The sequence below is a fragment of the Buchnera aphidicola (Greenidea ficicola) genome, from assembly GCF_039386055.1.
Lineage (GTDB): Bacteria > Pseudomonadota > Gammaproteobacteria > Enterobacterales > Enterobacteriaceae > Buchnera_K > Buchnera_K aphidicola_A.
Window position 1 is genome coordinate 183,015 of record NZ_CP135012.1, and the last position, 23,131, is coordinate 206,145.

The 23,131-nt window shown below is 17.3% G+C and carries 20 protein-coding genes and 1 pseudogene; 11 read left to right on the top strand and 10 right to left on the bottom strand.

The window, feature by feature from the left end; genetic code table 11:
* The first annotated feature begins 27 nt into the window (after window positions 1-27).
* The 5 genes from RJT27_RS00875 to pyrF all read left to right on the top strand — a co-directional run bounded on the left by RJT27_RS00875 (window position 28) and on the right by pyrF (window position 3,906).
* Window positions 28-792 carry an SDR family oxidoreductase gene (locus tag RJT27_RS00875; protein WP_343189613.1) on the top strand — a complete coding sequence of 255 codons (765 nt, stop codon included), beginning with the start codon at window positions 28-30 and terminating at the stop codon, window positions 790-792.
* An 80-nt stretch (window positions 793-872) separates the two neighbouring features.
* Window positions 873-1,496 (top strand): YchE family NAAT transporter, encoded by a 624-nt coding sequence (locus RJT27_RS00880; RefSeq protein WP_343189614.1) that lies wholly within the window; start codon window positions 873-875, stop codon window positions 1,494-1,496.
* Between the two features lie 42 nt (window positions 1,497-1,538).
* Window positions 1,539-2,186 (top strand): lipoyl(octanoyl) transferase LipB, encoded by a 648-nt coding sequence (gene lipB, locus RJT27_RS00885; protein ID WP_343189615.1) that lies wholly within the window; start codon window positions 1,539-1,541, stop codon window positions 2,184-2,186.
* Between the two features lie 71 nt (window positions 2,187-2,257).
* A complete protein-coding gene (lipA, locus tag RJT27_RS00890) occupies window positions 2,258-3,166 on the top strand; it encodes a lipoyl synthase (protein WP_343189616.1) in 909 nt (302 codons plus the stop codon).
* Between the two features lie 23 nt (window positions 3,167-3,189).
* Window positions 3,190-3,906 (top strand): orotidine-5'-phosphate decarboxylase, encoded by a 717-nt coding sequence (pyrF, locus tag RJT27_RS00895; protein WP_343189617.1) that lies wholly within the window; start codon window positions 3,190-3,192, stop codon window positions 3,904-3,906.
* Window positions 3,907-3,979: 73 nt separating this feature from the next.
* Here pyrF and cls read toward each other — a convergent pair.
* From cls to trpD, 7 genes and pseudogenes are all read right to left on the bottom strand, one after another.
* Window positions 3,980-5,430: pseudogene (gene cls, locus RJT27_RS00900) on the bottom strand (cardiolipin synthase).
* A 70-nt stretch (window positions 5,431-5,500) separates the two neighbouring features.
* Window positions 5,501-5,857 carry an acyl-CoA thioesterase gene (locus RJT27_RS00905; protein WP_343189618.1) on the bottom strand — a complete coding sequence of 119 codons (357 nt, stop codon included), beginning with the start codon at window positions 5,855-5,857 and terminating at the stop codon, window positions 5,501-5,503.
* 32 nt (window positions 5,858-5,889) lie between these two features.
* On the bottom strand, window positions 5,890-6,441 hold the full coding sequence (locus RJT27_RS00910; protein ID WP_343189619.1) for a septation protein IspZ: 552 nt from the start codon (window positions 6,439-6,441) through the stop codon (window positions 5,890-5,892).
* A gap of 81 nt (window positions 6,442-6,522) precedes the next feature.
* Window positions 6,523-7,329: a tryptophan synthase subunit alpha gene (trpA, locus tag RJT27_RS00915; RefSeq protein ID WP_343189620.1), complete on the bottom strand. Its 807-nt coding sequence runs from the start codon at window positions 7,327-7,329 to the stop codon at window positions 6,523-6,525.
* Window positions 7,316-8,518: a tryptophan synthase subunit beta gene (gene trpB / locus RJT27_RS00920; protein WP_343189621.1), complete on the bottom strand. Its 1,203-nt coding sequence runs from the start codon at window positions 8,516-8,518 to the stop codon at window positions 7,316-7,318. Before trpB ends, trpA begins: the two co-directional genes overlap by 14 nt.
* 16 nt (window positions 8,519-8,534) lie before the next feature.
* Entirely contained in the window at window positions 8,535-9,896 is a 1,362-nt protein-coding gene (gene trpCF / locus RJT27_RS00925; RefSeq protein WP_343189622.1) for a bifunctional indole-3-glycerol-phosphate synthase TrpC/phosphoribosylanthranilate isomerase TrpF, read from the bottom strand.
* A 3-nt stretch (window positions 9,897-9,899) separates the two neighbouring features.
* Window positions 9,900-10,901, bottom strand: a complete 1,002-nt coding sequence (trpD, locus tag RJT27_RS00930) for an anthranilate phosphoribosyltransferase (RefSeq protein WP_343189623.1) — start codon at window positions 10,899-10,901, stop codon at window positions 9,900-9,902.
* Between the two features lie 150 nt (window positions 10,902-11,051).
* Between trpD and rlmN the strand changes: the two genes are divergently transcribed.
* Genes rlmN through glyA form a run of 3 tightly spaced genes read left to right on the top strand, consistent with a single transcriptional unit; the run spans window position 11,052 to window position 14,681 of the window.
* A complete protein-coding gene (gene rlmN, locus RJT27_RS00935; RefSeq protein ID WP_343189624.1) occupies window positions 11,052-12,080 on the top strand; it encodes a 23S rRNA (adenine(2503)-C(2))-methyltransferase RlmN in 1,029 nt (342 codons plus the stop codon).
* A gap of 35 nt (window positions 12,081-12,115) precedes the next feature.
* Window positions 12,116-13,402, top strand: coding sequence for a histidine--tRNA ligase (hisS, locus tag RJT27_RS00940; RefSeq protein WP_343189625.1), 1,287 nt, complete (start codon window positions 12,116-12,118; stop codon window positions 13,400-13,402).
* A gap of 25 nt (window positions 13,403-13,427) precedes the next feature.
* Window positions 13,428-14,681 carry a serine hydroxymethyltransferase gene (glyA, locus tag RJT27_RS00945; protein ID WP_343189626.1) on the top strand — a complete coding sequence of 418 codons (1,254 nt, stop codon included), beginning with the start codon at window positions 13,428-13,430 and terminating at the stop codon, window positions 14,679-14,681.
* Window positions 14,682-14,871: 190 nt separating this feature from the next.
* On the opposite strand, the gene RJT27_RS00950 is transcribed toward glyA, so the two are convergent.
* Window positions 14,872-15,867, bottom strand: coding sequence for a beta-propeller fold lactonase family protein (locus tag RJT27_RS00950; RefSeq protein WP_343189280.1), 996 nt, complete (start codon window positions 15,865-15,867; stop codon window positions 14,872-14,874).
* Between the two features lie 134 nt (window positions 15,868-16,001).
* Entirely contained in the window at window positions 16,002-17,300 is a 1,299-nt protein-coding gene (gltP, locus tag RJT27_RS00955; protein ID WP_343189281.1) for a glutamate/aspartate:proton symporter GltP, read from the bottom strand.
* A 306-nt stretch (window positions 17,301-17,606) separates the two neighbouring features.
* On the opposite strand from gltP, the gene gap reads away from it, so the two are divergent.
* Window positions 17,607-18,602 carry a type I glyceraldehyde-3-phosphate dehydrogenase gene (gene gap / locus RJT27_RS00960; protein WP_343189282.1) on the top strand — a complete coding sequence of 332 codons (996 nt, stop codon included), beginning with the start codon at window positions 17,607-17,609 and terminating at the stop codon, window positions 18,600-18,602.
* 54 nt (window positions 18,603-18,656) lie between these two features.
* Here the strand turns inward: gap and RJT27_RS00965 are convergent, their stop codons facing one another.
* Window positions 18,657-19,169 (bottom strand): flavodoxin, encoded by a 513-nt coding sequence (locus tag RJT27_RS00965; protein WP_343189283.1) that lies wholly within the window; start codon window positions 19,167-19,169, stop codon window positions 18,657-18,659.
* A gap of 110 nt (window positions 19,170-19,279) precedes the next feature.
* Here RJT27_RS00965 and RJT27_RS00970 point away from each other — a divergent pair, with 110 nt between their 5' ends.
* Together RJT27_RS00970 and sucB are read left to right on the top strand one after the other, a co-directional pair.
* Window positions 19,280-21,937 carry a 2-oxoglutarate dehydrogenase E1 component gene (locus tag RJT27_RS00970; protein WP_343189284.1) on the top strand — a complete coding sequence of 886 codons (2,658 nt, stop codon included), beginning with the start codon at window positions 19,280-19,282 and terminating at the stop codon, window positions 21,935-21,937.
* 16 nt (window positions 21,938-21,953) lie between these two features.
* On the top strand, window positions 21,954-23,114 hold the full coding sequence (sucB, locus tag RJT27_RS00975; protein WP_343189285.1) for a dihydrolipoyllysine-residue succinyltransferase: 1,161 nt from the start codon (window positions 21,954-21,956) through the stop codon (window positions 23,112-23,114).
* Window positions 23,115-23,131: the final 17 nt, after the last annotated feature.

Below are 23,131 nucleotides of genomic sequence, written 5' to 3' on the forward strand. Positions count from 1 at the left end.
TATTAAATAAAAAAAATTGGAATTATAGTGAATTTTTTAAAAGGTAAAAAAATTTTAATTTCTGGAATGTTAAATAGATTTTCTATTAGTTATGGAATTGCAAAAAAAATGTATAAATATGGAGCAGAATTAGCATTTACTTATCAAAATAATAAATTTAAAAAAAAAATTTTAAAATTAGCTAAAAAATTTAATTCTGAAATTATTATTCCTTGTGATGTTAGATTTGATAAAAATATTTATAAATTATTTAAAAAATTATCTATACATTGGAAAAAATTTGATGGTTTAGTTCATTCTATTGCTTTTGCTCCATCCTTACAATTACAAGGAGATTATTTAGATTGTATTACAAAAGAATCTTTTAAAATAACTCATGATATTACTTCTTATAGTTTTGTTGCTATGATTAAAGCTTGTAAACATATGTTAAATATTAATTCATCTATATTAACAATATCATTTATTGGATCTAAAAAATTTATACCAAATTATAATATTATGGGTTTAGCAAAAGCTTCTTTAGAGGCTAATGTAAGATATATTGCTCAATCTGTTGGTAAAAATAATATTAGAGTAAATGCTATTTCTTCAGGTCCAATAAAAACTATATCTTCATTAAGTATTAAAAATTTTAAAAATTTTTTAAATTGTTATAAAAAAAATAATATTTTAAAAAAAAAAATTACTATTTATGATATTGGAAATGTAGCATCTTTTTTGTGTTCAAATTTATCTTTTGGAATTACAGGACAAGTAATTTTTGTAGATGGAGGTTGGAATATTATTTAATATAATATTAATTTATTAAATTTTATGATATTATTTATTTTTTAAATAATAAATAATTTTTTTTTTTTTTCGGAGAAAATATGAAAAATTTATTTAATAATTTTTATATTTATTTAAGTTTTTTTATAAATTTATTTATTTTAGTAAATCCTATTGGAATGATTTCAATATTTGAAAATCTTACTAAAGAACAATCTAATTTAGAAAAATATAAAACTAATATATTAACTAATATTACTGTTTTTGTAATTTTATTAATATCTGTTTTTTTTGGAGATATTATTTTACATACTTTTAATATTTCTATAAGTTCTTTTAAAATTGCAGGAGGTATTTTAATTATAGGAATCGCTTTATCTATGCTTAATGAAACATTATTAGTTTCTTTTAAAAAAAAAAATAATTCTAAAAATGTTGCAATTATACCATTAGCTATTCCTTTAATAGCAGGTCCAGGAGTAATTAGTTCAACAATAATATGGAATGAGCATTATCCTAATTTTTTAAATCATTTAGGTTGTTTAATAACAATTTTAATATTCAATATTTTATGTTTTTTATTATTTTCAATGACTTCTTGTATTAAATTAATTATTGGTAAAAATATTTTAAAAATAATTACTAAAATTATGGGTTTATTATTGATGTCTATTGGTATTGAATTTATAACTTCAGGAATTAAAGAAATTATTTTTAATATATAAATTTAAATTTATAAGCTTATTTTAAGGATAAATTTATTTCATATGATTATTATTAGAAATTTAGGTTTAACAAATTGGAAAAATGTTTTTTATGAAATGAATAAATTTACTAAAAAAAGAAATTTTTTTTCTAAAGATGAAATTTGGTTTGTCGAACATTTTCCAATATTTACTGTTGGTCAAAAATTAAATATAAAAAAAATAAATATTAAAACTAATATTCCTTATGAACATACAAATAGAGGAGGTGAAATTACTTATCATGGGCCAGGTCAACAAATTATATATTTATTAATTAATATTAAAAATAAAAAAATAAAACCTAGTTTTTTTATTACATTAATAGAAAATATTGTTATAAAAACTTTTAATTTTTTTTCAATAAAATCATATAAAAAAAAATTTTTTCCTGGAATATATATTAATAAAAAAAAAGTTTGTTCTATTGGTTTACGAATAATTAATGGTTGTACTTTACATGGTTTATCAATTAATGTTGATATGAATTTATCTCCTTTTAATTTAATTTTTCCTTGTGGTGATAAATTTATTAAAATGACTCAATTAAAAGATTATTCATCTAATATATCTTTTGTAAAATTAAAAAATATATTTTTATATTATTTTACTAAATTTTTTAATATTAAAAAAATAAAATATAAAGGTATAAGAAAAATGAATTTATTTTAGTTAATATCTTTATTTATTTTTTTTTTTAATATATATTATTATACTTAATTTTTTTTATATAATTAATAAAAATGAAAAATAATAAAAATAAATTTATACCTGTTAAAAATATTTTAAAAAAAAAATCATTTTTTTTAAAAAAACCTAATTGGCTTAAAATAAAAATACCTAATAATTTTAATAAAATTATTAAAATTAAAAATATTATTAAAAAATATAAATTAATTTCTGTTTGTGAAGAAGCATTATGTCCAAATTTAACAGAATGTTATAATAATGGAACTGCAACATTTATGATTTTAGGAAATATTTGTACAAGATCTTGTCCTTTTTGTGCAATTTCTAATGGAAGACCTAATAATGTTGATAAAAATGAACCTAAAAGAATTGCTAAATTAATTTCTAAATTAAATTTAAATTATGTTGTAATTACTTCAGTTGCAAGAGATGATTTAAGAGATGCAGGAGCAAAACAATTTGCTAAATGTATTAAAGAAATAAGAATAAAAAAAAATATAAAAATAGAAATTTTAGTACCAGATTTTAGAAAAAAAATAAAATATGCTTTAAATATTATTAAAAAATATCCACCTGATGTATTTAATCATAATATTGAAAATGTTCCTAGATTATATAAAAAAATAAGACCAGGTGCAAATTATGATTTTTCATTAAAATTATTAAATAATTTTAATAAATTATTTCCTAATATTCCCACAAAATCTGGATTAATGATAGGTTTAGGAGAAAAAAAAAATGAAATTATTGATGTATTTTATGATTTATTGAAAAATAATGTAAGTATGTTAACTATAGGTCAATATTTACAACCAAGTAAATATCATTTATCTGTAAAAAAATATTATACTATTAATGAATTTTTAATATTAAAAAAAAAAGCTATTTCTATGGGATTTAATAAAGTTTTTTGTGGACCTTTTGTTAGATCATCTTATCATGCAAGTAAACAAATTAATTAATAAATTTATTTAAAAGGTAATTTATGTCTATAAAATTATTTAAAAAAAAACCAAAAATTATTATTTCTTTAGACTATACATATAAAAAAGATGCAATGAATTTAGTTCAACAACTTGATCCTAGTTTATATTATTTAAAAATAGGAAAAAAAATGTTTACATTATATGGAAATAAATTTATTTATGAATTAAAAAAATTAAATTTTAATATTTTTTTAGATTTAAAATTTTATGATATTCCTAGTACAGTTGCATCTGCTGTAAAAGCAGCAGCTGATATAGGAGTTTTTATGTTAACTATACATGTTTCTGGTGGAAAAAAAATGATGAAAGAAGCATATAATTCTTTAATTGGTTTTAAAAAAAAAGAGAAACCTTTATTAATTGGTGTAACAGTATTAACTAGTTTTAATAAACAAAATTTAAAAGATCTTTTTATTTTTACTTCAATAAAAAAATATGTTTTAATTTTATCTAAATTAGCATATAAATGTAAATTGAATGGTGTAGTTTGTCCTGGTAATTATGTTCCTTATATTAAAAAAAAAATAAATAATATTAATAAAAAATTTCAATTTGTAGTACCAGGAATAAGAATAAAAAATAATTTAAATCATGATCATTATAATTTTATTACCCCAGAAAAATCTATTAAAAATAAAATTAATTATATAGTTTTAGGAAGAACAATTACTAATGCTTATAATCCATTATATACTTTAAAAAATATTTTTAAATAAAATATTTTTAAAAGTATAAATATTTTTTTTAAAGTATAAATATTTTTTAAAGTATAAATATTTTTTAATAATATTATAATAATGGATTAAATAAATATATTATATTTTCTATTAAACGTTTCCAATAAGATCTTAATAACCAAATTTTTAATATTAATAATTTAGAATGTAAAATATATTCATGTTGTATTTTTTTTAATTTTTTATTAAATTTATTATCATCAATAATTAAAGTTATTTCAAAATTTAACCATATGCTACGCATATCTAAATTTAATGTTCCAAATAAACTTAATTGATTATCTATTAATATAATTTTACTATGCAATAAACCTTTATTAAATTGATATATTTTAACTCCAGATTTTAATAATTTTGTAAAAAAAGAACGACTTGCCCATTGTACTAAAAAAGAATCATTATATTTTGGTAAAATAATTTTTACTTTTATTCCTCTTTTTGCAACTAAACAAATAGCATAAAATAATTGTTTACTTGGAACAAAATATGGAGTAGTTAATATTATTTTTTTTTTTGCTGAATATATTGCAGTTAACAATACTTTATGAATAATATTTTTTAAAAAACCAGAACCTGAAGGAATAACTTGAATTAAAGTTTTTTTTTTAATGTTTTTTATTTTTTTTTTTTTAAATAAAATTGGATTTTTTCTTTTTCCTGTTTCTATTTCCCAATCGCAAAAAAATATCATACTCATAGTTATTGCAATAGATCCTTTAATCCTAATCATTAAATCTACCCATTTTCCAACTCCTGATGATCTTTTAAAAAATTTTGGATCTACTAAATTCATACTACCAGTATAAACAATATAATTATCAATAATAATAATTTTTCTATGTTGTCTTATATCTATTCTTTTTAAAAAAAATTTTAAAAAATTTATTTTTAATGATTCTACAATTTTTATTCCAACATATTTCATTTTTTTAAACCATTTACTTTTGAAAAATTGCGAACTTCCTGTAGAATCAAGCATTAATTTACATTTTATTCCTCTTTTAGCAGATTTTATTAATTCTATTGCAACATCATCAGCTTTTCCTCCTGGTTGCCATATATAAAAAACTATTTCAATAGTTTTTTTAGCATTTTTAATATCAAAAATTATATTATTAATAATATTTTTATTTTTTTTTAATATTTTTATATTATTATAAGCAATTCCAGATAATCCTTGTTTTTCATCGCATAATTTAAATAACGGTTTTGCTAAATTACTATTTTTAAAATTATAATTTATTTTTAATGATTTAATAAAATTAAAATAATATTTTTTTTTTAAATTCATAATATATGAAATTTTTTTTTTTTTTAATATTTTTTTTTTTTTATAAATAAACCATATAATTAAAAAAAATAAAATTATTACATATAATAAAATTAAAAATTTAATTAAAAATGTTATTTTTTTTTTTTTAAAATTTGTATTTTAATTATAGTTAATATAATCCAATGTATAAAAAAAAATAAATAATTTAAGAAACAAAAAAATTTAATCATTTTATTATATTCCAAAATCATTAAAAATTATTATATAAAAAAAATTTTATTTTTTTTTATTAAATAATATTTATATTTTTATTATATTTCTTTTTTTTCCATTTTTTTTAATTGCAACATAAACAAATTTTGCTTTAGCTGCAAGAAATATATTTTTTTTTAAAATTATTTTTTTAATCCATAATTCTATGTTAATTTTCATAGAAGTTTTTCCTATATTAATACATTTTGCATAGCAACTCACAATATCTCCTACATTAATAGGTTTAATAAATATTAAATTATTAACATAAACAGTAGCTACTTTTCCATTAGAAATTTTTTTAGCTAAAATAGCACCTCCAAGATCCATTTTTGACATAATCCAACCTCCAAAAATTTTTCCATTAACATTAGTATTTTTTGGCATTGCTAATATTTTTAGCATTATTTTTCCTTTTGGTACATTTTTAAATATTTTTATTTTTTTTTTTTATTATTTTTTTTTTCTTTTGCAATAATTTTTATATAAATAAAATTTAATAAAATAAAAAATAATATAGCTAAATTTAAAATAAAAATTTTAAAAGTAATCCACATATCATCTGGTAATTTTAAAGCTACATATGTATTACTTAAACCACATATTATTAAAAATAATATCCATGATATATTTATTTTTCTATAAACTTTATTAGATAAAATAAATTTCTTTTTTAAAATTTTTCTTACAAAAAGTTTTTTCATCCATATATGATTAATAAATAAAAATATAGCTAAAGAAAAATATATAAATGTAGGTTTTAATTTAATAAATTGACTATTATGTAATAATATGGTTAAAGCAGTAAAAAATAACACTGAAATAAAACTTAAAATATCAAATTTTTTAATTTCATCATAAAAATACCATTTTATTATAATTGTAATTCCAGAAGTTACAATTAACATATTTGATGCTACAAAAATATCATATTCTTTATATATAATAAAAAAAAATAATATTGGTATTATATCAATAATTTTTTTCATAATAGTACCTAATTAACAAAATTATATTAATAATATTTATATTGAAATAATAATATTTAAAATATAATAAATTTATTTATTTTACAATTTAGTAGAATTTTTAAATGATTTTATTAATGATTTTAATTTATATAACATTAATTTAGGATCATTAATATTTTTTTCAATCAATTTTATTATTATAGAACCACATATTACACCTTTTATTCCTTTAGAAATAATTTTTTTTATTTGTTTTTTTTTATATATTCCAAAACCTTGTAATAAAGGTATTTTTGTTAGTTTTTCAAATTTTTTTATAATTTTTTCAGAAGAAATATTAGAATTATTTTTTATTCCTGTTACACCATTTCTTGATAATAAATATATATATCCTGTAGAAAATAATGCAATTTTTTTAATTAATTTTTTTTTTGCATTTGGTGGACAAATATATATTTGAGAAATATTATATTTTTTAGATAAATATAAAAAAGAACTTGATTCTTCAACAGGAACATCAACAATTAAAATTGAATCAATTTTTAATTTTTTACAAATTTTATAAAAATTTTTTTTTCCAATATTAATAATTAAATTTACATATATTAATAAACCAATAGGTATAAATGGAAAATTTTTACGTATTTTTTTTAATAATGAAAAGCAATGTAAATAATTAATATTAGATTTAAGTGCTCTGTTATTAGCTTTTTGTATAATTACCCCATCTGCCATAGGATCAGAAAAAGGAAACCCTAATTCTATTGCATCTGCTCCAGATTTTATTACTGTAGAAATAATTTTATAAGATAATTTTATAAAAGGATCTCCTAAAACTAAAAAAGGAATAAAACAACCTTCTTTTTTATTTTTTAATTTATTAAATAATATTTTATATCGATTCATAAGGTACTCTTTGTTTTTTATTATAATTATATACAGTTAAAATATCTTTATCTCCTCTTCCTGATAAATTAACTATTATAATTTGTTTTTTTTTAGGGTTTTTATAAATTTTTTTTAAAGAATAAGCTAAAGCATGAGATGATTCTAATGCAGGTATAATTCCTTCATATTTACATAATTTTTTGAAAGCAAAAACAGCTTCTATATCACTAATAGAATAATATTTTACTCTTTTTATATCTCTTAACCAAACATGTTCTGGTCCAACAGCAGGAAAATCTAAACCAGCTGAAATAGACCAAGATTCTTTAATTTGTCCATAATTATTTTGAATAATTGATGTTTTCATTCCAAAATAAATACCTTTTTTACCTTTTAACAAAGTAGCTCCATGTTCATTTGTTTCAATTCCTTTACCAGATGGTTCAATTCCAATTAATTTTACATTTTTATTTTTTATAAATTTTGAAAAAATACCAATAGCATTTGAACCCCCTCCAACACAAGCTATAATTGAATCTGGAAATTTATTTTCTTTTTTTAATATTTGTTTTTTTGTTTCTTTTCCAATAATTTTTTGAAATGTTTTTACAATAGTTGGATATGGATGAGGACCAGCAGCTGTTCCAATAATATAATGTGAATTTTTATAATTTTCAGACCAATCTCTTATAGCTTCATTACAAGCGTCTTTTAATGAACTTGATCCTGTATTTACTGGAATAACATTTGCACCCATTAATTTCATTCTATAAACATTAGAATTTTGTCTAATAATATCTTTATTTCCCATATATATACGACATTTTAATCCTAATAAAGCAGAAACCATCGCAGTAGCAACACCATGTTGTCCAGCTCCAGTTTCAGCAATAATTTCTTTTTTTTTCATTTTTTTTGCTAATAATGCTTGCCCTATAACTTGATTAGTTTTATGTGCCCCTCCATGTAATAAATCTTCTCTTTTTAAATAAATTTTTGCATTTGTTCCTTTAGTTAAATTTTTACACAATGTTAATGGTGTTGGTCTTCCTGCATAATTTTTTAATAAGTAATTTAATTTTTTTTTAAAAGTAATATCTTTTAAAGAATTTATAAATACTTTTTCTAAATCATATAAAATTGGAACCAAAATTTGAGGAACATACATACCTCCAAAATTACCAAAATATGAATTTAATAAAGTCATATTAAATTTACCTTTTTTAATAATTACGCAATATATTAAAAATATTTTTAATTTTTTTTTTATCTTTAATTCTATGTTTTTTTTCTAAACCTGAATTAAAATCTAGTCCAAAACAATTAAATTTCATAACTTTTTTACAATTTTTTTCATTTAAACCACCAGCTAAAAAAACATTTTCAATATTTTTATTTTTTAAAATTGACCAATTAAATGTTTTTTTATTATTATTTTTATTATTATCAAATAAATAATGTTTTATAAAATTGAAATTCATTTTAGGAAATTTATTATTAATAATAAAAGTTTTCCATATTTTTATTTTTGGATTGATTTTTTTTATTAAATTATTAATAAATTTTTGTGTTTCATTTCCATGTAATTGAATTGCTTGTAAATTAATTTTATTACATATATCTATAATTTCTTGTATAGAATTGTTATTAAAAACAGCAACATATTTTAAATTAGAAGAGTTTATAATTTTTTTTGCTAAATTAATATTTATTTTTCTTACTGAATTATTACAAAAAATTAATCCTCCATATATTGCTCCTGATTTTTCCGATATTATAGCATCTTTTTTTCTTGTTAAACCGCATATTTTATTATTTCCAAAAATTAAACTTTTAATAGTATTTTTTATATTTTTTTTTTTCATTATATAAGAACCTATTAAAAAACCATTTACTATTTTTTTTAATTTTCTTATTTTTTTAAAACTATCTATTCCAGATTCACTAATAATAATATTTTTTTTTGGAATTAAAGGAGCTATTTTTTTTGTTATATTTAAATCAATAGATAAATTATTTAAATTTCTATTATTAATTCCAATAATTTTTGATTTTAATTTTATTGCTCTTTTCATTTCATCAATATTATTAATTTCTGTTAAAACTCCCATATTTAATTTTTTAGCAATATTTGACAAATAAATATATTCATTATCATGTAAAATTGATAACATTAATAATATAGCATCTGCTTGATAATATCTTGCTAAATAAATTTGATATTCATCAATAATAAAATCTTTACATAATATAGGTTGTTTTACTAAATTACTAACTATAGATAAATTTTTAAAATTTCCTCCAAAATATTTTTCTTCTGTTACTACAGAAATTACAGAAGCATATTTTTTATAAATATTAGAAATATCAAATAAATTAAAATTTTTTCTTAACAATCCTAAAGAAGGAGATTTTTTTTTACATTCTAAAATAAATGATATTTTTTTTTTATTAAAAGAATTATAAAAATTTCTTGTACTTAATTTTATTTTATTTTTAAATGATTCAATATTTTTATTTTTTTTATAAAAATTTATCCAATCTTTTTTTACTTTTAAAATTTTATTTAAAAAATTAATTTTCATTTTTTACCAACTATTAGCAATAGAAAGAAGATTTTGATAAGCTTTTCCACTATTAATAATATTTAAAATATACTTTGTATTTTCTTTTAAATTATAAAATCCCAAATTTCTTAAAAAAATAGCAGCATTTGCAGCAACAGTATTCTCTAATGCTATATATTTTTTTGTTCCCTTTAAAATATGTTTTATTACTTTAGTATTATAATTTATATTTCCACCTTTAATTTTATTTTTAGAATAATTTTTTAATCCAAAATCTTTTGATTTTAATTTATAATTCTTAATAATATTATTATTTAATTCAGCAACATTATTAGTTCCATTTAATAAAATTTCATCAATATTATTATTATTTATTACTATTGCATTTTTATATTTTAATTTTTTTAAAATAGTAATAATAGGTAAAATTAAATTTTTATGATATACACCAATAACAATTGAATTTGGTTTTGCTGGATTTAATAAAGGTCCTAAAATATTATATATTGTTCTAGTATTAATGTTTTTTCTAATATTTTTTATTGATTTAAAATTAGAATAATATTTTTGAGCAAGTAAAAAACAAATATTATATTTATCTAAAAGATATTTAGATTTATTTGGAGATATATTTATTGGAATATTAAACATTTCTAAAATATTAGCAGAACCATATTTACTAGACATATTATAATTACAATGTTTTATAATTTTAATTCCTGCAGAAGCTAAAACAAAAGCAGTTGCAGTAGAAATATTAATAATATTTAAATCTTTTCCTCCTGTTCCTACAATATCATAAAACAAATATTTTGGTTTTGGAAAAAATTTACATGTTTTTTTAAGACTTAATACAGCTCCTAAAATTTCATCTGAAGATTCTTCTTTTATTTTCATAGCAATTAAAATTGCAGATAATTGTATTTCATTAAATTTATTATTAATAATATATTGAAATAATTTTTTACTTTCTTTTTTTGTTATATTTTTACATTGATAAATTTTTTTTAAAATTTTTTTCATAATTTAATCTTATTATGTTAATTTTATATATTATTTTAAATTTAAAAATAATAAAATAATTAATTTTATAAAATATATTATATAATATTTTAAATTTTTTTTATTTATATTTTAAAATATAAATAATTATATAATAGGTTTAATAATTTTATGAAAATTAATTTATTAAATTTTGATAGAAAAAAAATGCGTAATTTTTTTATATCTATTAATGAGAAATATTTTCATGCAGATCAAATTTTTAAATGGATATATCATTATAATTATAATAATTTTGATAAAATGTCAAATTTAAGTAAAAAATTAAGAAAAAAATTAAAAAAAATTGCATGTATAAAATCTCCTATAATTATAAATAAAAAAAAATCTATTGATAATAGTGTAAAATATATCATGAAAATAGATAATAAATTTATAGAAACTGTTTATATTCCTGAAAAAAATAGAAATACAATATGTATTTCATCACAAATTGGATGTTCTTTAAAATGTTCTTTTTGTTCAACTGGAGATATAGGTTTTTATAGAAATCTATACGTTTCTGAAATTATTGGACAAATATTAAATATTAATAAAAAACTTAAAAAAAAAAAAATTACTAATATAGTTATTATGGGAATGGGAGAGCCTTTATTAAATCTTAAAAATATAATTACTTCTATAAATATTATGAAAGATAATTATGGTTTTAATATATCTAAATATCGCATTAGATTATCTACAGTTGGAATTACACCAGGTTTAAAAAAATTAAGAAAATCAATAGATGTTCCATTAGCATTATCTTTACATGCACCGAATAATAAATTAAGATCAAAAATTATTCCTGTTAATAAAAAATATAATATTAATGAAATATTAAATGAAATAAAAAAATATTTAAAAATATCAAAAACTAATAAAAAAAAAATTACAATTGAATATATAATGTTAAAAAATATTAATGATAGTATTAAAATAGCGAATCAATTAATAAAAATATTAAATAATATTCCTAGTAAAATTAATTTAATACCATTTAATTATTATAATAAATCTAATTATTTTTCTAGTAATAATAAAAAAATATTAAAATTTTATAATTTTTTAAAAAAAAAAAATTTTATTGTTACAATTAGAAAAAATAGAGGTAATGATATTAATGCAGCTTGTGGTCAATTATCATTACAAGATATATAATTTTATTATTTCTTTTAAAATTTTTAAAGGTTTTTATGAAAAAAATTAGATCTTTACGAGGAATGCATGATCAATTACCTGAAGATAATATATATTGGTGGAATAAAATCGAAAAAATAATTAAAAATATATTAATAAATTATTGTTTTCATGAAATTAGATTACCAATTTTAGAAAAAACTATATTATTTAAAAGATCAATAAATAATAATATTGATATTATTAATAAAGAAATGTATATTTTTAATGATAAAAAAGGATGTTCTATTTCTTTAAGACCAGAAGCTACAGCAAGTTGTGTAAGAGCTATTATTCAAAATAATTTGTTATCTAATAATATATTAAAAATATGGTATTTTGGTCCAATGTTTAGATATGAAAGACCTCAAAAAGGAAGATTTAGACAATTTCATCAATTTGGAGCAGAAATATATGGATTTAAAGGATCTAATATAGAATTAGAAATATTATTATTAAATAGTAAAATATGGAATAAATTAAAAATTAACGATTATGTTACATTAGAAATTAATTCTATTGGTAATATTAAAGAACGATTTATTTTTGAAAAAAAATTAAAAAAATTTTTCAAAAAAAATATTATTTTTGTAAATAATTTTTTTAAAAAAAAAATAAATAATAATTATTTTAGAATTTTAGATAGTAAAAATAAAAAAATTAAAAAATTATTAATAAATGCTCCTCATTTGTCAAATTTTTTAAATAAAAAATCTATAAAAAATTTTAATAAAATATGTTTTCTTTTAAAAAAATTTAATATACCATATATTATTAATAATAATTTAATAAGAGGATTAGATTATTATAATAATATTGTATTTGAATGGAAAACAAAAAAATTAGGAACACAAAATACTATTTGTTCAGGAGGAAGATATGATAATTTATTTATACAATTAGGATATAAAAAAATTCCTTCATTAGGTTTTGCAATTGGAATGGAAAGATTAATATTATTAAAAAAAAATATTAAAAATATTAAAAAAAAAATAAAAATTAATATTTTTATATATTTTTCAAAAATAAAAAATCAATTTTTAGCTATAAAATTATCTGAAAAGATAAGATTTTTTTTTCCGAAATTAAAAATTATGTTTAGTATTAATAATATTAATAAAAAAATTAATAATTATATTTCTAAATTTGATATTGATCTTATTTTTTATATAGGAAATAAAGAAAGAAAAAATAAGTACATTAATATAAAAATATGTAAAATTAATAAAAAAAAAATTATTTTTAAAAAATTTATTTTTTCTTTTTTAAATAATTTTTTTTATAATAAAAAAATTATAAATTAATATTTTGATAAAAATGGATAAATTTATGTTTTTAAAATATAAAAAAATTAAAAAATATGATAAAAAAATATGGAATGCAATTAAATCAGAAAAAAAAAGACAAGAAGAACATATTGAATTAATTGCTTCAGAAAATTATACTAGTAAATTAGTAATGCAAGCTCAAGGATCAATATTAACAAATAAATACGCAGAAGGTTATCCTGGTTATCGTTATTATGGTGGTTGTAAATATGTAGATATTATAGAAACAATAGCAATTAAAAGAGCAAAACGTTTATTTAATGCTAATTATGCAAACGTACAACCTCATTCAGGTTCGCAAGCTAATTTTGCAATTTATCAAACATTATTAAAACCAGGAGATTTAATTTTAGGAATGAATTTATCTCATGGAGGACATTTAACTCATGGATCATTAGTAAACATTTCAGGAAAATTATATAATACAATAAATTATGGAATTAATAATAAAGGAAATATTAATTATAAAGAAATTTATAAATTAGCATTAAAATATAAACCAAAAATAATTATTGGTGGTTTTTCATCATATTCAGGATTATGTGATTGGGAACAAATTCGTTATATTGCTAATAAAATAAAAGCTTTTTTTTTAGTAGATATGGCTCATATTGCTGGTTTGGTTGCTGCAAAATTATATCCTGATCCTTTAAAATACGCACATATTGTTACTTCTACTACACATAAAACTTTAGCTGGTCCTAGAGGAGGTTTGATATTATCTAATTCTAATAATGTAATATTACATAAAAAAATAAATTCTTCTATATTTCCTGGAATTCAAGGTGGTCCATTAATGCATGTTATTGCAGGTAAAGCAATTGCGTTTAAAGAAGCAAGAGAAAAAAAATTTATATTATATCAAAAACAAATATTAAAAAATGCAAAAAAAATGGTTGATACCTTTAAAAATAAAGGTTTTAAAATAATTTCTAATTGTACATATAATCATTTATTTGTTATTGATTTAACAGAAAAAAAAATAACAGGAAAAGAAGCTGATATTGCCTTAAATAAAGCAAATATAACTATTAATAAAAATTCTATTCCTAATGATACTAAAAATCCTTTTATTACTTCAGGAATTAGAATTGGAACTCCTGCAATAACTAGAAGAGGATTTAAAGAAAAAGAAGTAATAAAAATAGCAAATTGGATTAGTGATATTTTAAATGATATTAATAACATTAAAAAAATTTTATTAATTAAAAAAAAAGTTTTAAAAATATGTAAAAAATTTCCAGTATATAATTAATAAAATTATAATTTTTATAAATTAAATTAAATTAAATATAAAAATTTTTTTATTATATGTTATTTTAATTTAATTTATAAAATAATTTCTCCTTTATTTTAAAAAATTTATTAAAATTAGTAATAAATAAATTATTAATTAAATTATAATTTATAAATTATTAAAATTTTAAATATTGNANTATAAATATTTAAAAATTTTTAAATAAAACCCATAAAGGTCCTTTATTAACTGTATAATTAGAGACAAATTTTATATCTCCTGTTATATTGCATATAGAATAACAAGAAATAGTATTTGATTTTTGACCTGCTACAATTAAAAATTTTCCATTAGAATTAATATTAAATGATCTTGGTTGTATTTCAGTAATAAAATATTTTTTAATTAATAAAAAAGAACCATTATTTAATATATGAAATAATGTAATTAAATTATATGTTCTATCACAAGCATATAAAAATTTTCCTGAAGGGTGTATATGAATATCAGAAGACCAAGGTTTATAATTTATTTTCTTAGGTATAATATTAATATTTTGTTTTTTTATAATTTTATTTAAATTTTTAATTTTCCAAACATCAATTGAACCATTTATTTCATTAATACTATATGCATATTTTTTATTTTTATTAAAAGACATATGCCTAGGTCCAAAATTAAAACCAGTTTTTATTTTTTGATCTTTTTTAAATATTTTTTTTTTTTTAATATTTAAATTATAAATATAAATTGAATCTTTTTTTAAAGCTGAAATAAATAATTTTTTATTTTTAAGATCTGTATATGAAGAATGACATCCTTTTAAATTTGATATAATTTTATATGGTTTAGAAAAAAGATAACCATTTTTATTTAAAATAAAAATATTTATATTTCCATAATGATATGAACTTAAAAAAATAAATTTATTAGATTGATCTAAAGAAATATGATTTACACTGGATAATAAAATATTTTTTTTATAAAATTTTAATAAACCATTTGAATTTATTTTATAAATTAATAAAAAATAATTTGGTCTTATTGTAACATATAATAATTTTTTTTTTTTATTAATACAAAGTGGTTGTGTTTGACCTTTTGTTTTAATAATTTGAATTAAATTTAATTTTCCATTATTATTTAATTTCCATACTTCTATTTTTTTACTTTCTGCGCATGATATATATACTACTTCATTCATTTAAACTTCTCTTTATTTAAAATATTTTAAATAATTAATATTATTTTATATATTAATTTTATAATAATAAAAATATTTAAATTAATTTAATAACGTTTTTAAAAAATNNATTATNANTNANTNANAAAATAAAATTAATATATTTTATTTAAAATATTATTTTCATATTTTTTAGATTTTATATCATTAAATTTATTTTCCCATCTAGAAATAACTAAAACAGCTAATGAATTACCAATTACATTTAACGCAGTACGAGCCATATCCATTATTCTATCTACACCTGCAATAAATGCTAAACCTTCTAAAGGTATACCAACTGAACCTAAAGTTGCTAATAAAACAACAAAAGAAATTCCAGGTATTCCCGCAATACCTTTAGAAGTAATCATTAAAGTTAATACTAATATTATTTGATCAGTAATAGATAATTCAATTCCATATAATTGAGAAATAAAAATAGCAGCAATACTTTGATATAGTGTAGAACCATCTAAATTAAATGAATATCCAGTTGGAACAACAAAACTAGTAATATATTTTGGAGCTCCATAATCTTGCATTTTTTTAATAATTTGTGGTAATACTGTTTCTGAACTTGAAGTAGAATAAGCTAAAATTAATTCATTTTTTAATATTCTAATTAACATTGTAATTTTAAAATTACAAATTCTTGCTATTGCTCCTAATATTACAAAAGCAAATAAAATTATTGCTATATATACTAAAAATACTAATTTTGCTAATGGTATTAAAGATGAAAAACCAAAATTTGATATTGTTAATGCAATTAATGAAAAAACACCTATTGGAGAATATTTCATAATTATATTTGTAATTTTAAACATAGTAGCAGAAATAGATTTAAAAATTTTTATTAATGGTTTTTTATTATTTTTTGGTAAAGAAGATAATCCTAATCCAAATAAAACAGAAAAAAATATTATAGGAAGCATATCACTTTTTGACATTGAATTAAAAATATTTTGAGGTATTAAAGATAAAATCAAATGCATAAAATCATGAGAAGTATTTGTTAAAGATATATTATTTATTTTATATTTTGAAATATCAACCATTTTTAATAATGACATATCAATTCCATTACCAGGTTTAAAAAAATTAGCTAATGCAATACCTACAATAATTGCTAATGTAGTAACTATTTCAAAATAAATAATAGTTTTTATTCCAATTCTTCCTATTTTTTTTATATCACTTATTGAAGAAATTCCAACTATTAATGTTGACATAACAATAGGAACTACAATCATTTTTATTAAATGAGTAAAAATATCTCCAGCAGGACTTAAAAAATGATTTATAACAAAAACACGTTGATTTGGATAATTATGTAATAAAATACCCAAAATACTTCCTAAAATTAAAGCAATTATGATTTGATAAGCAAGGCTTATTTTAAAAATTTTCATAATAATTTTCCTTAATAAAATTTTTTTTTAAAAAAAAATTTTATATATTATTAATTATAAACTTTCATAAATAATTAATATATTTAAAAATATAAAATTTTAAAAATAATAGGAAATATTGAAAATAAATAATAATATTTTAAAAAAAACAATAAAGTATATATTATTAAATAATATTTTTATTTTAAAATATAATTATAATAAGTAAAAATAATTATTATATAAAATAATATTTTGTATTATATTATTTATAAAATTATTATAATTCTATAATAAAAAATTTTTATTTTTTTATATGGTAAATATATGACTATTAAAGTAGGAATTAACGGATTTGGACGTATAGGAAGAATGATTTTTAGATTAGCACAAAAAAGAAAAAATATAAAAATAATTGCAATAAATGATTTATTAAGTGTAGATTATATTGCATATATGTTAAAATATGATTCTACTCACGGTATATTTAATAAAAAAATTTTAATAAATAAAAATAATTTTATTACTGTAAATAATCAAAAAATAAAAATTTTATCTATTAAAGATCCTAATAAATTAATATGGGGAAAATTAAATATAGATATTGTTGTAGAATCAACTGGTATTTTTTTAACTAAAGAATCTACTTATAAACATATTTTAGCAGGTGCTAAAAAAGTAATTATCACCGGACCATCACAAGATGATACTCCAATGTATGTAAAAGGAGCAAATTTTAACAAATATAATGGTGAAAAAATTATATCCAATGCTTCTTGTACTACAAATTGTTTAGCTCCTTTGGTAAAAGTTTTAAATGATAAATTAAATATTATTGAAGGATTAATGACTACTATTCATGCAACTACAGCTACTCAAAAAACTGTAGATTCAGCTTCTTTAAAAGATTGGAGAGGAGGAAGAGGATCTTTACAAAATATTATTCCATCATCTACAGGAGCAGCAAAAGCTGTTGGTAAAGTATTACCAGAATTAAATGGAAAATTAACTGGTATTTCTTTTCGTGTTCCAACTCCTAATGTATCTGTAATTGATTTAACTATAAGATATAAAAAAAATGCAAATTATCAAGAAATTTGTAATATATTAAAAGAATCTTCAATAAATGAAATGAAAAATATTATAGGGTTTACTGAAGATGATGTTGTATCAACAGATTTTAATGGGAATGAATTAACTTCTATTGTTGATATTAAAGCAGGTTTATCTTTGAATAATAATTTTTCTAAAATTATTGCTTGGTATGATAATGAATATGGTTATTCTAGTAAAGTATTAGATTTAATAGAATTAATTTCATAATTAAATACTATTTTTTTTAATATATTCACCGTTATTTAAAACGGTGAATATTAATTATATATGAATTTTTTTTTTAATTGAATTAATCCATTTAATAACTCTTTTTTTTGTTAAATTTGATTGTCTATCTATATCAATAGGTAAACCATAAAAAAAATTTTTATTTAATAATGCTTTTGATGATATAAAATTATATCCTTTAATAGAAAATTTTCCTATTAAATTTTTTTTATTAATATTAATAAATTTATATAATAAACCAATAGCATCACAAAAATATTCTCCATAATCTTGTTGATCCCCACAACCAAAAAATGCTATTTTTTTATTTGAAAAATTTATTTTTTTTAAAATTGGTTGAAATTCTTCCCAATCAGATTGCATGTCTCCATAATACCAAGTTGATATTCCAAAAAATAATATATTAAAATTTTCTATGTCTTTTTTTTTTGTATTATTTATATTAAATAATTTAGATTGTATTGGAAATAAATATTTTTTAATAAGATTAGCTACAAATTCTGTATTACCAGTATCAGTTCCAAAAAAAATTCCAACATCACACATATTATTTTATTAACCTTATTATATTAATTTTATATAAAATTATTTATAAAATTATATATAATATTAAATAGTAATAAATATTTTTAAAATATATATATTAAAAGAAAAATATGAAAAAAAATACATTTGTTACAATTTTTAATCAATCGTATTTAGAAAGTATTTATAAAAAATTTAAAAAAGATAAAAATAGTATTTCTTCTCATTGGAGAAATTTTTTTTTAAAAAAATTTAAAAAAAAAAAAACAAAAAAAAAAACAAATATTAAAATAAAAAAAAAATATATAATAAATTTTTTTAGAAAATATGGTTATAAAATAGCAAAATTAAATCCTTTAAATATATCTAAAAAAAAAAATATAATTAAATTTAATAAAATTAAAAAAAAATATTTATTAAAAAAAAAAAATAAAAAATATAAAATAATAAAAAAAATATTTAATAAATATAAAAAAATATATAGTAAAAAAATTGGATTTGAATTTACATATTTAAATAATAAAAAAGAAAAAAAATGGATACAAAATAAAATAGAAAATATTGATGATAAAAAAAAAATTACAAATAAAAAAAAAATATATATATTAAAAAATTTAATTTATGCTGAATCTTTTGAAAAATATTTAGGATTAAAATATCCAGGAAGTAAACGTTTTTCTTTAGAAGGAGCTGAAAGTTTTATATTAATATTAAAAAATATTATTAATTATTCAAAAAAAAAAAATAAAAAAAAAATAATAATTGGAATGGCTCATCGTGGTCGTTTAAATGTTTTAATAAATATATTAAAAAAAAATATATTAAAATTATTTTGTGAATTTTCAAATTTATATATAAAAAAAGATAATAGTGGAGATGTAAAATACCATAAAGGTTGTATAAGAATTACAAAAAATAATAATAATAAAAAAATGATAATAAATTTACAACATAACCCTTCACATTTAGAAATAATTAATCCAGTAGTGATGGGAGTTTCCAGAGCTTATAGCGATATTTATAATAAAAAAAATATTATTGTACCTATTAATGTACATGGAGATGCTTCTATTTCTGGTCAAGGGGTAATTCAAGAAACATTAAATATGTCAAAAACAAAAGCTTATAATGTAAATGGAACTATACATATTATTATTAATAATCAAATTGGATTCACTACTTCAAATAATTATGATTTAAGATCTAGTAAATCATGCGCAGATATTGCAAAAATGATTAATATTCCAATATTTCATGTAAATTCTGATTGTCCAGAATCTGTTATGTTTATTACAAAAATCGCTTTCAAATTTAGAGAAAAATTTAAAAAAGATGTTTTTATAAATTTATATTGTTATAGAAGACAAGGTCATAATGAAATAGATGATCCTTTTATTACACAACCAATTTTATATAAAAAAATATTAAAACATCCTAAAATAACAAAAATATATAAAAAAAAATTAATTAATAAAAAAATAATTAATAAAAAATATTTTAAAAAAATAAAAAAAAAATATTTTTTAAAAATAAATAATAAATTTATTTTTTTTGAAAATAATAAAAAAAAAATATTAAAAAAAAAAAAAAAAAAAATAATCAAAAAAAATAATATTAATGATTTTATAATTAAAAAAAAAATATTAAAAAAAATAATATATAAAATAAATAATATTCCAAAAAATATAAATATGCATTCAACAGTAAAAAAAATTTATAATTATAGAAAAAATATTAAAAAAAAAAATCATTTATTAGATTGGGGAACCGCAGAAAATTTAACATATGCTACAATATTATTTCAAGGAATTTCTTGTAGATTATCCGGGGAAGATATAGAAAGAGGAACTTTTTCACATCGTCATTGTGTTATACATGATCAAAAAAATAAAAAATATTATATTCCATTAAAAAATATATCTAAAAATCAAGGAAATTTTAATATTTGGAATTCAACATTATCTGAAGAATCTATTTTAGCTTTTGAATATGGATATGCAAATACTTATAAAAATAAAAATTTAACTATTTGGGAAGCACAATTTGGAGATTTTTGTAATGGAGCTCAAATTGTAATCGATCAATTTATTAGTGCTAGTGAACAAAAATGGAATGAAAATTGTAATTTAGTTTTATTTTTACCTCATGGTTATGAAGGACAAGGACCAGAACATTCTTCTGGAAGAATTGAAAGATTTTTACAACTTTGCGCAGAAAAAAATATTATAATTTGTATACCTTCTACACCTGTTCAATTATATCATTTATTACGTCGTCAAATTTTTAAAAATATTTTAAAACCATTAATAATTTTTTCTCCTAAATCTTTATTACGTCATCCATTAGCCAAATCTTCTTTAAAAGAATTTTATTCAAAAAAATTTTTAAAAATTTTACCAGAACTAGATAATATAAATAATAATAATGATAGTAAAAGAATTGTATTTTGTTCTGGTAAAATATATTATGAATTATTAATAAAAAGAAGAAAAATAAAAAAAAATAATATTATTTTGTTAAGAATAGAACAATTATATCCTTTTCCTAAAAAATATATTATTAATATATTAAAAAAATATAAAAAAATCAAAGATATTATTTGGTGTCAAGAAGAACCAAAAAATCAGGGAGCTTGGAATTATATAAAAAATATTTTAAAAAAAAAAATAATAAAAAAAAAAATAAAATATATTGGAAGAAAAAAATCTTCTTCAACTGCTGTTGGAAATATTATAATACATAAAAAACAACAAAAAAAAATTATTAATAAAACATTAAATATTAAATAGTTGTAAGGATTAAAAAATGAAAAAAATAAATATTTTAGCACCAGAACTTCCAGAATCTATTTCTGAAGCAACTATTATAAAATGGTATAAAAATATTAATGAATATACTATAGAAAATGAAAAATTATTAGATATTGAAACAGATAAAATTGTTCTTGAAATTTACTCTCCAAAAAATGGAAAAATAATAAAAATATTTAAAAAAAAAGGAGATTTAATTCAATCTAATGAAATATTAGGAATAATAAAAAAAAAAAAAAAAAAAAATAAAAATAAATTTTTAAATAATAATATAACAAAAAAAAAATATAAAAAAAAAGAACTTTTAAATAATAATATAATAAAAAAAAAATATAAAAAAAAAAAAAATAAATATTTTAATTATAGTCCTTCAATACGAAGATCAATGAAAAAAAATAAATCATTAAAAATATTTAAAAAAAAAAAAAATATTATAAATAAAATAAAAAAAAAAAGCAGAAAAAAAAAATGTATACCGATGTCTAATATAAGAAAATATATTTCTAAAAAATTATTAAAAGCTAAAAATAATTCAGCAATAGTAACAACATTTAATGAAGTAAATATGTTAAATATTATAAATATAAGAAAAAAATATGGAGAAGTTTTTAAAAAAAAACATAATATAAAATTAGGTTTTATGTCATTTTATGTTAAAGCAGTAGTTGAGTCCTTAAAAAAATTTCCTATTATTAATGCATATATTGATAAAAATAATATTGTATATTATAAATACTTTGATATAAGCATTGCTGTTTCTACTTCTAAAGGTTTAATTACTCCTATTTTAAAAAATTCTGATAAAATGAATATAGTTGAAATAGAAAATAAAATTAAAGAATTAGCTTATAAAGGAGAAAATAATAAATTATCAATAAAAGAGTTGCAAGGGGGAAATTTTACTATTTCTAATGGAGGAATTTATGGATCTTTATTATCTACTCCAATAATTAATTTTCCACAATCAGCTATTTTAGGAATGCATTCTATACAAAAAAGAGCTATAATAATTAATAATAAAATAAAAATTATGCCTATGATGTATTTAGCTTTATCGTATGATCATAGATTAATAGATGGAAAAGATGCAATAAATTTTTTAAAAAATATTAAAGAAATAATAGAAGATCATATAAGAATATTATTAAATTTATAATTTTAAAAGATAATATT